Below are 12,161 nucleotides of genomic sequence, written 5' to 3' on the forward strand. Positions count from 1 at the left end.
AAAAAAAAGCGCATTAAGTTAGTAATGCGCGTAAAAACATTTCTGTATACAAAGTAAGCGGGGTGCTTGTTTTGGTAAGTTTAGCGCGCATAACCGCGCCTTCCCAACCAATCCAAAAGTACTCGCTCATCAAAGAGCTGTTAACGTTATTAGCAATAGTGCCTTGTTGTTTTGCTTGGTTTAAACACAGCTCAAGGTGTTTTTGCCATGTAACATAGCTTTGCATTAACCGTATTTTAAAATCGTCACTTAGGTGGTTAAGTTCTTGATTTAAATTACCAACTAAACAACCACGTTTAAATTCGTATTTTTGCATTCCTTTAATGGCACTTTGCGTAAAATTAACAATGCGCTCTAAAGGGGGCGTGGCCTCATCTTTTAAATAATAATTTAGCTTAGCAATAAAGTAAGTGTCGTAGGCATCTACTAAAGCTATACCGTATGCTTCTTTACTTTTAAAGTAGTGATAAAAAGAGCCCTTAGGTACCGCTGCTTTTTTTAAAATTGTATCTAAGCCAGTAGCGCTAAAGCCAAACTCAGTAAGTGTTTCAAGCCCTGTTCTTATTAAAAGCGCTTTTGTATCTGCGTTTTCGCGTGGCACTTTAGGAGGGCGCCCACGCCTTACTGGACTTTTATCGTTACTTTGCATAAATAAATAAACTGGTTGTTTTTTGTTAAGTACAATATAGACCGATCGACTTTAAATAATCAAGTATAAATTTAAATTGTATAAAATTAATTCAATATAGAATTTTTACTAGATAGAAATAAAAATGTCATAGTTACAATTTTGTTTGGAACTAAGTGAAAATAGGTGAGTCGTAATTTATGTACTTAAGTACATTTTAGCGATTATTAAGTCGCATTTTATTTAGCATAAAACCGGTCAAATTAAATGTTGTATGACCACTTACTTTTTTAAATGTTAATTCATTTTTGCATCAGCAGCTTAGTTAAAGTCAAATAATTTAATTGCTTTTACGATTTGAATTTTACATTTTTATTAACTATTCATTAACTGTAGATTTCACTAATGCTACAAAAAACATACAAATAAAAAGGTGAGGATATTACCGATGAAGAGACAGAAAAGAGATCGTTTAGAAAGAGCTCATTCTCAAGGTTTTAAAGCAGGTTTAGCTGGTCGCTCTAAAGAGCTATGCCCTTATCAACAAATCGATCCTAAGTCAGAGTGGTTAGGAGGTTGGCGTGAAGCGATTGAAAACCGCAACATGTACAAAACCTAATTAGTTACAACCGAATTAAAGCAAAAAGGCCTCCAAATGGAGGCCTTTTTGTTTAGCAATTTAATAAATTAAAACGCACTAGTGTCTTGAAATAAGCCCACTTTTAAATCTTTTGCTTCGTAGATCACTCGGCCATCTACTTCAACAGTACCATCTGCTACGCCCATAAACAGTTTACGTTTAATTACACGTTTCATTTCAAGACGGTATGTTACTTTTTTATTGGTTGGTAATATTTGGCCTGTAAACTTAACTTCGCCCACACCAAGTGCACGACCAAGACCAGGGCCACCAGACCAACCTAAGTAAAAGCCAACTAGCTGCCACATTGCATCTAGGCCTAAACAACCAGGCATTACAGGGTCACCTTTAAAGTGACAATCGAAAAACCAAAGGCTCGGGTCAATATCAAGCTCAGCAATAATTTCCCCTTTACCATGGCTTCCGCCGTCAGCAGTAATAGAAGTAATGCGGTCCATCATTAACATGTTGTCACTTGGTAAACGACAGTTGCCTTCACCAAACATTTCACCTTGACCACAAAGGATCAACTCTTCTTTTGTATAGCTATTTTTAGGTTCCATAACACTTATCTTCGCTTAGAAATTGCCAAGTACTTTAGCGTACACTTGTACGCTAAACAACTCGGAGCAGTTAAAAAATCAAATAATTGCGTGTTTTATCACCAATCAATCAATACGATTGGTTTTTGCACTATAAAACCGCGCAATTACAATCAGAAATCATTATAATTACCCCTGACTTATAACCAGTTTAAAGGAAGTTTATGATCCTTTTTGTTAACTCACTAACAGTGATTGATTTTTCTTACTTATGTAACAAACGTGGCGCCGTTGGCGAGAGCTGGATTGTTGATTTAACTTTGCACGGTAAGCTAAACGACAAGTCTATGGTATTAGACTTTGGCTTAGTTAAAAAGCAAATCAAAGGCATTATTGATGACTGTATTGATCACCGATTAGCCATTCCATCAGGCCTTACAGGTTCAGTTAATGAATTCGAAAATCACAAAACACTTGATTGTACGTTTGGTGATAACAAGCATTTAGCAATGAGTGCTCCTCATCAAGCTTATTGCATGATAGATGCAGAGCAAGTAAATGTTGAATCGGTAACAGAATTTTTAATTGCTACTATTTTACCTAAATTACCAGACAACATAGAAAAAATTGAGCTTGAACTCAAACCTGAGCATAGCCAAAGTTTTTATTATCATTACAGTCACGGGCTTAAAAAGCACGACGGTAATTGTCAGCGCATTATTCATGGCCATCGTTCACAAATTGGTATTAGCCTTGATGGTATTTCTATGCCTCGCCTGCAAAAAGAATGGTCTCAAAAATGGGAAGATATTTACCTAGCCACGAGTGAAGATAAAATTGATGCTAAAGATTTAAAACACGTATCAGCTAAATCTGATGATGTGTGTTTTGCATATACATCTGCACAAGGCTATTTTGAAATGGCCATTAGTGAGTCGCGATGCGATATTTTACCTGTTGATACTACGGTTGAATGTATTGCTGAGCACGTAGCTGGCCAAGTAAAAGCTCAATACCCTGATAAAGACGTAAAAATAACGGCTTATGAAGGAGTCGGAAAAGGATCGATTAGTTATGCTTAAAACACTTTTGGCAACAGCACTAATTACCTCTGCAAGTTTTAACGCGATGGCGCTTGAACTAAAAGGGCACCTTACGCAAGGTGGCTTGGTTACCGGTAAGTTAGATAATGTTAAATCTGTAACTTTAGATGGCACTGAGTTAAAGCTTTCAAAAAATGGCCATTTTGTATTTGGTTTTGGCAGAGATGCTGACACTGCTCATACGTTAACTTGGGTAGACAGCTCTGGCATAGAACATACTCAACACTTAGCAATAACAAAGCGCGACTACAAAATTGACAAAATTACAGGTGTGGCAAAAAAATATGTGTCGCCACCAAAAGAAGTAAGTGCTCGAATTAGCCGCGAAGCTTTAGCAGTGCGTAAAGCGCGTGAAGTAAATTCAGACTTAGAATACTTTTTAGATCCCGTTTTGAAGCCAGCAGAGGGACGTATTTCGGGTGTTTATGGGAGCCAGCGTTATTTCAATGGCGAGCCGCGCAGACCTCACTTTGGGTTAGATATAGCTAATAAAACAGGTTCACCTGTGTATGCACCAATAAGTGGAACTGTAGTCTATGCTGAGCCTGATTTATATTATTCAGGTGGCACTTTAATTATTGATCATGGCCACGGTGTTACCTCTACATATATTCATTTAAGTAAGTTAGATGTAAAAGTAGGTGATAAAATTATTCAAGGTAATAAAGTAGCTGAAATTGGTGCAACTGGTCGTGTTACTGGCCCACATTTAGATTGGCGTTTTAACTGGAAAGGTGAACGTCTAGATCCAGCATTACTAATGCAAGATACCCTTGCAAATAAAAAGTAGAGACTATGACTAACATTGAGCGTGATGCTGTAATTGCACAACGAATAGAAGATTCAACTACATCGGTTACTAAAACGGTGTTTCCGGGTCGTACTAATCACCATAATACACTTTTTGGTGGTGATGCTTTAGCTTGGATGGACGAGGTGGCTTTTATTGCAGCTACTCGTTTTTGTAGAAAGCCATTAGTGACTATTTCTTCTGACCGTGTTGATTTTAAAGAAGCAATACCTGCGGGTACATTTGCAGAGTTAATAGCAAAAGTAGTGCATGTTGGTAATACGAGCTTAAAGGTAGATGTAGATATTTTATTAGAGACAATGCATAAAGATGATAAGCACTCTGCTATAAGCGGTAGCTTTACATTTGTAGCAGTTGATGATGATCACAGACCAACACCAGTAGTCTGTGATAAAATGCTTAATGGATTTAAAGAATAACTTTTTATTTAAAGTTATTAAGAAAAATATAAGCACCATTTAGGTGCTTATATTTTCAGACAAAAAGAACACATCATACTAATTATGTCTATATAATAAACTAAGCAATCTAGCTAAATAAAAAAGTTTCTATCAATGTGGTAGTAGGAGAGGTATGGCAGTTCCATACCTCATTTAAAGCGTACTTAAAGTACCATAGCAGCTATCCAACCAAATATAATTAGTGGGATGTTAAAGTGGATGAAGGTTGGAATAACAGAATCTCTAATATGATCGTGTTGACCATCTGCATTTAAACCAGATGTCGGGCCAAGTGTTGAATCTGATGCGGGAGAGCCAGCATCACCTAAAGCACCCGCTGTACCAACAAGGGCTGCGGTTGCCATAACTGAAAAACCAAGGTCTAAACATAAAGGTACAAACAAAGTGGCAATAATCGGCACTGTAGAAAATGAACTACCAATTCCCATTGTTATTAATAAGCCTACTAGCAAAATAACACCTGCAGCTAATGGTTTATTGCCATCAAAAAGAGCGGCACCGCTGTGAACTAAACTTGCAACGTCGCCAGTTGCTTGCATAACAGACGCAAAGCCTTGTGCAGAAATCATAATAAAGCCTATCATGGCCATCATCGCAACGCCTTTGCTAAATACGTCGCCATTTTCTTCCCATTTCACAACACCAAATACACTAAATATCATTACACCGACTAAGCCACCTAAAATCATTGAGCCACTTAAATTTTGTGCAATTAGTGAAGAAAGCACTGCAAATAAGCCAACTATCATTACTTTTTTAGGGTTTTCAATGTCTGAATCTTTAGTTTGCGTAGTTAAAGGCATTGCATTGTATTCGCGGCGTTTTCTATATGTAATAAATACCGCGATGAGTAAGCCTATAAACATACCAATTGCAGGAATAATCATAGCCATTGGTACTTGTGTATTAACTATATCAAGTCCGTTATCAACCAAGTTTTTATGAAGTATTGAGTACAAGTAAATACCACCAAAACCATAAGGTAGTACCATGTAAGAGGTGGCTAATCCAAACGTTAAAATACATGCTATTGCGCGTCTATCTAATTTTAATTGATTAAAGACAACAAGTAAGGGAGGTATTAGTATAGGGATAAACGCAATATGTACTGGTACTAAGTTTTGCGAAGAAATAGCACACCCTAAAATAATTAATAAAATAAAGTAGCTCAAAAACGTTTGGTTAGTGCTACCTTTTGCATTTACTTTATCTAATAATTTATCGGCAAGGATACGTGTCAGTCCAGATTTAGAAATAGCGACTGCAAATGCACCTAACATTGCGTAACTCAACGCAATTTCTGCACCAGCTGAAAGCCCTGAATTAAATGCATCAACACTTTCTTTTATACCTAAACCTGCAGTTAAGCCTGCAACTAAGGCACTAATTGTCATTGCAACAATGACATTTACACGGGCCAATGATAGCCCCAGCATTAAAATAACGCCTATAACAACAGCATTCATAGTTTTCTCTATTTGGATGTTTTAATTAATTTTATCAGATCTTTAGCCTGAGTTTTACGCTCATTAGTAAACGATTTTTTACCATAACGTACTTGGTTAAATAACTGGCTAAATGCGCTCAGTGATTGCGCAGATTGTGGGGATTGTTCCATATACACTTGTAACTGTTGGCTTGGTGTTAAGTGCTTTGGCGTTTTTATATTTTGTTTTTGAGCCCATTTATGTATTTCGTAAAACTCTTTAACCATAGGCGCTAATTTAGTAGCACGTTTAGGTAAGTTTAAATAAACAAAATAAGCTATAAAACATATTCCGATAGTAAGTAAAACTATTAGCGGTACCAACCAAATATTACGGCTGCCAAATAACGATTTTAAAAAATCATTTTGCTTTTGTTTATCGAAACCTAGTACCCAACTAGACCATTGATAGTCAAGGTTTTCAAGCTCTAAGCGGAGCCAGTTAATGCCAGGGAAGTTACTTAAGCTAACTAAGCCAAAATCTAAATTACTTTTAAACTCTGTATTTAGCGCTTCATTTTGCGAAAGCGACCCGTTTAAGCGTTCAGGTGCTACTACTGCTGTAGCATCAAAAACAACCCAGCCTTCACTGTGTATATATACTTCTACCCAAGCGTGTGCATCGTATTGGCGAACGGATAGGGTGCTGTTATCTAGATTTAATTCTCCGCCTAAATACCCACTTGCTAAACGTGCTGGAATACCCGCACTTCTAAAAATATACGCAGCGGCACTTGCATAATGGCCGCAAAAACCTCGTTTATTATCAAATAAAAACTGATCTATTGTGTTATCACCACTCATAGGGGTTGGCGTCAAAGTATAAGTAAATTTGTTATCTACAAAATACTGTAATAGATGATTATAAAACTGGCGATCCGTTTGCGTATTTTGTTTTAAATCTTTAGCGAGTGAAGCCGCTTTAACATTTTTTTTATGAGCGAGGTAAGTGTAACGTTTGTTTTCAAAGTCATTAAGAGGCGTGCTTGTTAAGCCTGTACTAGTTACATCGTACTGTAAACTTTTTGCCTGATAGTTTTTTTTACGCAATAACCCCAATGTATTTGATTCAACATTTTGCGATTCGCTACGTGAATAAAAGAGCCCATAAAGCCATTTTTGCGAAGCAGGCTCGGCTATAACAGAGTAGCTTGCAATAAATTGCTCATCAATATCATTTTTAGAGTTTGATTTTAAATTATTGTATTTTAAAAAGTCAGACGTAAGCCATGCGTTGCCATTAAATTCATCATGTACAATTGCACGCCAATAATATGGAGCATTAGGCGCTGAGTTATTAAACGTTGCTCTGAAGACGAGCTCATCAGAGTTAGAAAGTTTTGCAATATCAAAGGGGTCAACCTGCTCAGAAAGCCCCGTTTTAGCTAATTTTGGCCCTGGTAATTGCCAAAATGCCGGCATTTTAGGTAAAAACAGTAATAAGAAGATCGCTAAAGGCAGTGCTAATAGTAGTAATTTACCACTTTGCTTAGAGGCTATTTTTAAATTATGTTTTGATTCTAATAAACCAAGTACTGCAAAATTTAAAATGTATAAACCACTCACCGTAAGTGTGGTTAAAATACTTTGATTAAATAAATAAACGGACGAAAGCGAGAAAAACGTAAGTGTTGTAATTACGTGGTAATGTTTTTTAGTTTTAGCCTGCAGTAATTTAAATAAGCTCGAAAGCATTAACATGGCTACAAACAAAATAACAGTATCGGACATTCCAACACTAAATAACATTAATACCAATGCAGCGCCTGCAAGTATGTTTGCCAAAATAGAGTTAGGCTTAGGTTTATTGTTATATGTTAAGTAAAAGTTCCACGCACAAATAACAGCCAAAACACTTATAAAAACAACAGGTAGATGAGCAATAAAAAATATGACTAAACATGCATAAATAAAGCACATGGAGTAATTAATAACTTTTTCGTTTTTAATTTCGTGCACTACACACCACCTTTAAATGTGCTTAATAATGCTAAGCAATGTTGCTTATGCTCAAGTCCGGTATTGGTATTAACTATTTTACCTGGGAGTTTTAACATAAAAGGCGTGTTTTGCTCACTTGCTTCGCAAACTAAAAAACATAACTGACTCAAACGCTGCTCTGTGTCGCCATTCATAAAAGTAAAATCAAATAGGGCATTCGCTTTTTTATAATCAACGAATTCTTTTACTAAAAGTTGCTGCGTTTTAGCATAATGTTTCCACGATACTCTATGTAACCCCGTCTCTGGTAAGTGAGGCAAGAGAGATTCAAATTCGTCACTGCCAACTTCTTTAGCTATACCATTATCACTTTGCTCGTCTAACGCATTAACGTGAGCATCACTTAACACCTTTTCAAGTGATGGATATACAAATACGTACGTTTGTAATTGAATGTAGCTCCATACACTTACTAAACCAAAAGGGTAGTTACTTGAAATTTTAATTCGTTGTATGTCGTATTTACCCCGTAAAAAATAAGGTAAAGGCAGTGATAATAGCTGAGTCTTACTACTTACCTGATCAACGTGTTGACTAGTTTGTACTGTACCTTGGTAGGTTAAGCTTACTGATTGGCACACATTAGGGCTTTGTAGTTCAAACTTTATTTGAGGTTTTTGAGGGGAGAAACTATTAAACGTGTCTTTAAATTTGACCGTTAAACCTTTTGCGTTGCTATAACCCATAAGTACAGCAATTATAATTACAACAAACATTAAGTAAGCCATTATCAAAATTAAATTATTTTGATAATTAATACCCATAACAAAATTTAATACAGCTACAACTATAAAATACCAACCAAGTGATGAAGGTAATACGTAAATTGTTTTATGTTCTAGTGTAATAGTGTTTTTTAAATGCTTATTTTTTAAAAATTTATTGAATACACGAGTTTTAAATGACTTAAATAAAGAAGGGCCTTTAGCTACTTTTTTTGGCATAAAGCTTATACCGGAACCAAAACAGCATTTAATATACTATTTACTTGCTCATCCCCAGATTCATTATGTAAACCTAAGCGGTGCTGACACACACTTGCAAAAATAGCTTGTAAATCTTCAGGCATTACAAAGTCACGTCCGTCAATATAAGCCCAGGCTTTTGCTGCTTTAGCTAGTGCCATACTGGCACGAGGCGATAAAGACGCTGCAAATGCATTACTGTTTCGTGTGTAATTAACCAGTTCAATTATGTAGTCAACCACAGGGCTACTTAGTGTTATGTCGCTTATTTGTGCTTGAATTTGTGCTAATTCTTGCTGGTTAATCCGCTGCGGTAGCTGGCTATAATCGCGCTTTTGCATATTTAAAATAAGACGCTTTTCAGCTTCTTTAGGAGGAAAACCTAAACTAATACGCATTAAAAAACGGTCGAGTTGAGACTCTGGTAGAGGGTAAGTTCCTGACTGATAAAGAGGGTTTTGTGTGGCAATGACAAAGAATGGATCGGGTAGGGAATATTTTTTGCCATCAACGGTTACTTGTTGCTCTTCCATTGCCTCAAGTAAAGCGCTTTGTGTTTTAGGGCCCGCGCGGTTAATTTCATCGGCTAAAACTACCTGGCTAAAAATAGGGCCTTTATGAAACGTAAAACTGTGTTCGCTGGCGTTAAAAACATTAGTACCAATAATATCGGCTGGTAATAGATCACTCGTAAACTGAACCCGCTGATAGGTTAACCCTAAAACAGCCGACAGCGCATGCGAAAGCGTTGTTTTACCCATACCAGGCAAATCTTCAATTAGTAAATGCCCTTGACTAAATAAGCAGGTAAGAGCCAGCTTTATTTGCTGCTTTTTTCCAAAAATAACACTCGACAGATCGTCGATTATCGCTGTAACAGTACTTTGCATGCTCACCTTATTTTATTCTATTAATTCAAGACGCTTCATTACCGTATCTACTTTTTTTGCATTAAATGGTTTTGCAATAAAGCCTTTAGCGCCAAGTTCCCATGTGTTTTGTACATTTTCGAGATTATTATGACCTGAACACATAACAACGTGAGTGTGTGGGTAGGTAGTATTAATGTAATCTAAAATATCGGTGCCATCAGAGTCAGGAAGGTCGACATCTACAAATATAACGCTTGGGGATTTTTTATCCATAACAGGTTTAGCAGAGCTAAAATCTGCACTTTCTAAAATATCTTCAAAGCCTAACTCGGTTAATATTTGATTTAAATAATCACGAATTTCCTTAACATCATCAATAATGAGGATAGGCTCTAACGGGCGAACAAATTCCATATGTTATTACTTCTAATTTAAATACATCTAAAGTTACTCAATACTAAGCTAAGCCCCCCATAAGCTCAAGAACACATCAATAAATAACTAGATTATTTGTGCGCCAATACTTACTAGGGCGTATTGAACTTCGTGGATTGAAATTTGTTCAATCTAAGGAAGATTAAATCGCGATGCGAGTTTTGTAACCTAGTGGGCTTGGTAACTGCTCTGCGTTACTCTACTGGCTTATACCCATGTAAGAATAAGTAAAAACCAATCAACAAAGAGTTAATTGTTCCTATAAAAAACCTAAATGGCAGCGCATGCTTGGTATTTATGTTGCGTTATTGCCTATTCATGGGGAATAACCACGCTACATAGGCTCTGCCTTGCCTAAAAACCAATCAGTTTGCTGTAAGTTCGCCCACTAAAGATCAACACACCTTGATGCCTAACATGTTAACTCTTTTTTATTTTGCAACAGAAGTAACAAAAAGGGCTAATCAAACAATTTTATCTACGTTAATACAAGACCTTAGATATATATATAAAATTAATAATCTTTTAAATATATCCTCAACTACTTGAAAATTAATGTTTTAAATTATTATTCACGCACATTGTAAATTCTTTGTAATAAATATTCGTTGACGTAACATTATCTATTTGTGATTATGCTCATCAGTTGAGCTAATGCTCATTAAGCTTTAATTGCCTACACAGCAATTGTTTGTAAGGCTTTGATAGGTTCAACACGCTGAATAAACACAACACACTATAAAGAGAGTTTAAAATGTTAAATAATAAAAAAACTAAATTTGCAGTTAGTTTAATTGCAGCTGCTATGGCAGCATCTACTCCTGCTCAAGCAGAAGTTTCAGATTACTTAGATCGACTTGAAGTTAACTTTCTTGCAATGCAAAACTTCCAGTCGATTCAAGCAAAAGACGGTGCTTTTCGCCCTGAAGATGAAGAACAATCGTCTGGTTTTGGCCGCATACGCGCTAACTTAATGCTTAAATTTCATATCAACGAATTTATTACTGCAGATATAGACATCGCTGAAGAGCCAAATGACTTTGGTGGTGGTGATCGGGATTTTTCATTTCATAACGATTACGCGGGTGTCGAGTTTGACCTATTAGGTTTAACTGATAATTTACGAGAAAATGAAAACCTTACACTTCGTTTAGGTAACATTGGCGGATCACCTTTTCAGTTTAAAGGTTTCCAAGATGGCGCTGATAACCAAGCCAATGCACTTATTGGTAATGGGATGACCGATTACGCAACTGCAGAAAACGGTGCACAACTTAGTTACACTAAAAGCTATGATAGTGGCTTGATCCGCTCTTACAATGTAACCGGTCACATTACTACATCAAGCTTTGGCGAAGCATTTCAAGAAGACAGAGGATACAATTACCGCCTTCAAGGTACTTTAGAATTTGAAGGTGGTTTTAAAGCTGGCCTTAACTATTTACAAGCAAATCAAGGCGACCAATTACGCTTTGAAAATGGTGTAGCTAGCCTAGATGGCGTTACTACAACAAACTACCGTTTTGGTGATGGTGAAAACTATAACTTCTCTGCTTCACCATCAAGTGAGCGTGATACACACGTAGGTGTAATGCCAGGTCTTGATCAAACAACAATTCAATTAAACCTAGCGTACCAACCAACTTCACAAACAAGTGTTATTTTAATGCTTGGTAAATCATCAGACGATTTTACTTTTGCTGATTCAGCAGGTAATGCAGTTGCGGGTATTACTTACTTTGGTAATTCAAATGGCGTAGCTGATGCAAACGGCACAACTTACGATTCTAATAGCGTAATTGAGGGCGAAAGCTCAGTACAATACTATGTTGTAGAAGCACAACAATACATCATTCCTGAAAAACTATACGTAGCAGCACGTTACGCAGAAGCAGAAAACACTTCAGATCTTATCTCTCAAGACGACAATACGGTTGAGCGTTTACAAGTAGCCGCCGGTTACTGGTTTAACGATAGCACACTTCTAAAAGTTGAATATGTAAACCAGGAAGAAGGTGCTAACTCAGGTGGCCAAATTGGTACAGGTTTTGACGGATTCACCTCAGAAATCTCAGTTAAATTTTAAATAAGTAGCAAGTATTAGCTTGCTTAAAAATGCAGTATTCACATTTTTCATAGTGTGAATATTGGCTATCGCTTTATTTTCTAAGGCGTTTAACACTTAAACTATTTAAGCGTCTTATTTAACAAATTTAT

The 12,161-nt window shown here is 36.5% G+C and carries 12 protein-coding genes; 5 read left to right on the plus strand and 7 right to left on the minus strand.

The genetic code is table 11. From position 1 onward, the window contains the following. Nucleotides 1–13: 13 nt before the first annotated feature. Complete coding sequence (acuR, locus tag ALFOR1_RS08010; RefSeq protein WP_104642631.1) at nt 14–649, minus strand: acrylate utilization transcriptional regulator AcuR; 636 nt, start codon at nt 647–649, stop codon at nt 14–16. Between the two features lie 427 nt (nt 650–1,076). On the opposite strand from acuR, the gene rmf reads away from it, so the two are divergent. Continuing rightward, the gene (gene rmf, locus ALFOR1_RS08015) at nt 1,077–1,247 is read left to right on the plus strand and encodes a ribosome modulation factor (RefSeq protein ID WP_004586522.1); all 171 of its coding nucleotides are present in this window, start codon (nt 1,077–1,079) and stop codon (nt 1,245–1,247) included. Between the two features lie 68 nt (nt 1,248–1,315). Here rmf and fabA read toward each other — a convergent pair whose 3' ends face one another. Continuing rightward, the gene (gene fabA / locus ALFOR1_RS08020; protein ID WP_058550023.1) at nt 1,316–1,831 is read right to left on the minus strand and encodes a bifunctional 3-hydroxydecanoyl-ACP dehydratase/trans-2-decenoyl-ACP isomerase; all 516 of its coding nucleotides are present in this window, start codon (nt 1,829–1,831) and stop codon (nt 1,316–1,318) included. Nucleotides 1,832–2,034: 203 nt separating this feature from the next. Between fabA and ALFOR1_RS08025 the strand changes: the two genes are divergently transcribed. From ALFOR1_RS08025 to ALFOR1_RS08035, 3 genes are read left to right on the plus strand one after another with little or no spacing between them, the layout of a single operon-like run. Next, nucleotides 2,035–2,892, plus strand: a complete 858-nt coding sequence (locus ALFOR1_RS08025) for a 6-carboxytetrahydropterin synthase (protein ID WP_104642632.1) — start codon at nt 2,035–2,037, stop codon at nt 2,890–2,892. Further along, nucleotides 2,885–3,703 carry a M23 family metallopeptidase gene (locus ALFOR1_RS08030; RefSeq protein WP_058550025.1) on the plus strand — a complete coding sequence of 273 codons (819 nt, stop codon included), beginning with the start codon at nt 2,885–2,887 and terminating at the stop codon, nt 3,701–3,703. The genes ALFOR1_RS08025 and ALFOR1_RS08030 overlap by 8 nt, the downstream gene beginning before the upstream one ends. A gap of 5 nt (nt 3,704–3,708) precedes the next feature. Further along, on the plus strand, nt 3,709–4,143 hold the full coding sequence (locus tag ALFOR1_RS08035; RefSeq protein ID WP_104642633.1) for an acyl-CoA thioesterase: 435 nt from the start codon (nt 3,709–3,711) through the stop codon (nt 4,141–4,143). 185 nt (nt 4,144–4,328) lie between these two features. Here the strand turns inward: ALFOR1_RS08035 and ALFOR1_RS08040 are convergent, their stop codons facing one another. From ALFOR1_RS08040 to ALFOR1_RS08060, 5 genes are read right to left on the minus strand one after another with little or no spacing between them, the layout of a single operon-like run. Beyond that, nucleotides 4,329–5,651 carry a Na+/H+ antiporter family protein gene (locus ALFOR1_RS08040; RefSeq protein ID WP_104642634.1) on the minus strand — a complete coding sequence of 441 codons (1,323 nt, stop codon included), beginning with the start codon at nt 5,649–5,651 and terminating at the stop codon, nt 4,329–4,331. An 8-nt stretch (nt 5,652–5,659) separates the two neighbouring features. Continuing rightward, nucleotides 5,660–7,630 carry a transglutaminase family protein gene (locus ALFOR1_RS08045; RefSeq protein ID WP_104642635.1) on the minus strand — a complete coding sequence of 657 codons (1,971 nt, stop codon included), beginning with the start codon at nt 7,628–7,630 and terminating at the stop codon, nt 5,660–5,662. Further along, nucleotides 7,630–8,616 carry a DUF58 domain-containing protein gene (locus ALFOR1_RS08050; protein WP_104642636.1) on the minus strand — a complete coding sequence of 329 codons (987 nt, stop codon included), beginning with the start codon at nt 8,614–8,616 and terminating at the stop codon, nt 7,630–7,632. Before ALFOR1_RS08050 ends, ALFOR1_RS08045 begins: the two co-directional genes overlap by 1 nt. 5 nt (nt 8,617–8,621) lie before the next feature. Beyond that, on the minus strand, nt 8,622–9,527 hold the full coding sequence (locus tag ALFOR1_RS08055; RefSeq protein WP_104642637.1) for an AAA family ATPase: 906 nt from the start codon (nt 9,525–9,527) through the stop codon (nt 8,622–8,624). 12 nt (nt 9,528–9,539) lie between these two features. After that, complete coding sequence (locus ALFOR1_RS08060) at nt 9,540–9,923, minus strand: response regulator (protein WP_058550031.1); 384 nt, start codon at nt 9,921–9,923, stop codon at nt 9,540–9,542. A 775-nt stretch (nt 9,924–10,698) separates the two neighbouring features. Between ALFOR1_RS08060 and ALFOR1_RS08065 the strand changes: the two genes are divergently transcribed. After that, the gene (locus ALFOR1_RS08065) at nt 10,699–12,030 is read left to right on the plus strand and encodes a hypothetical protein (RefSeq protein ID WP_104642638.1); all 1,332 of its coding nucleotides are present in this window, start codon (nt 10,699–10,701) and stop codon (nt 12,028–12,030) included. The last annotated feature ends 131 nt before the right edge of the window (nt 12,031–12,161 follow it).

It is taken from the genome of Pseudoalteromonas carrageenovora IAM 12662 (assembly GCF_900239935.1).
In the GTDB taxonomy this organism is placed as follows: Bacteria; Pseudomonadota; Gammaproteobacteria; order Enterobacterales; family Alteromonadaceae; genus Pseudoalteromonas; species Pseudoalteromonas carrageenovora.

Coding starts and splice junctions, on each gene's coding strand:
- ALFOR1_RS08035 (WP_104642633.1), top strand. CDS start 3,709: ATGACTAACATTGAGCGTGATGCTGTAATTGCACAACGAATAGAAGAT.
- ALFOR1_RS08025 (WP_104642632.1), top strand. CDS start 2,035: ATGATCCTTTTTGTTAACTCACTAACAGTGATTGATTTTTCTTACTTA.
- rmf (WP_004586522.1), top strand. CDS start 1,077: ATGAAGAGACAGAAAAGAGATCGTTTAGAAAGAGCTCATTCTCAAGGT.
- ALFOR1_RS08065 (WP_104642638.1), top strand. CDS start 10,699: ATGTTAAATAATAAAAAAACTAAATTTGCAGTTAGTTTAATTGCAGCT.
- fabA (WP_058550023.1), bottom strand. CDS start 1,831: ATGGAACCTAAAAATAGCTATACAAAAGAAGAGTTGATCCTTTGTGGT.
- ALFOR1_RS08030 (WP_058550025.1), top strand. CDS start 2,885: ATGCTTAAAACACTTTTGGCAACAGCACTAATTACCTCTGCAAGTTTT.
- ALFOR1_RS08050 (WP_104642636.1), bottom strand. CDS start 8,616: ATGCCAAAAAAAGTAGCTAAAGGCCCTTCTTTATTTAAGTCATTTAAA.
- acuR (WP_104642631.1), bottom strand. CDS start 649: ATGCAAAGTAACGATAAAAGTCCAGTAAGGCGTGGGCGCCCTCCTAAA.
- ALFOR1_RS08040 (WP_104642634.1), bottom strand. CDS start 5,651: ATGAATGCTGTTGTTATAGGCGTTATTTTAATGCTGGGGCTATCATTG.
- ALFOR1_RS08055 (WP_104642637.1), bottom strand. CDS start 9,527: ATGCAAAGTACTGTTACAGCGATAATCGACGATCTGTCGAGTGTTATT.
- ALFOR1_RS08060 (WP_058550031.1), bottom strand. CDS start 9,923: ATGGAATTTGTTCGCCCGTTAGAGCCTATCCTCATTATTGATGATGTT.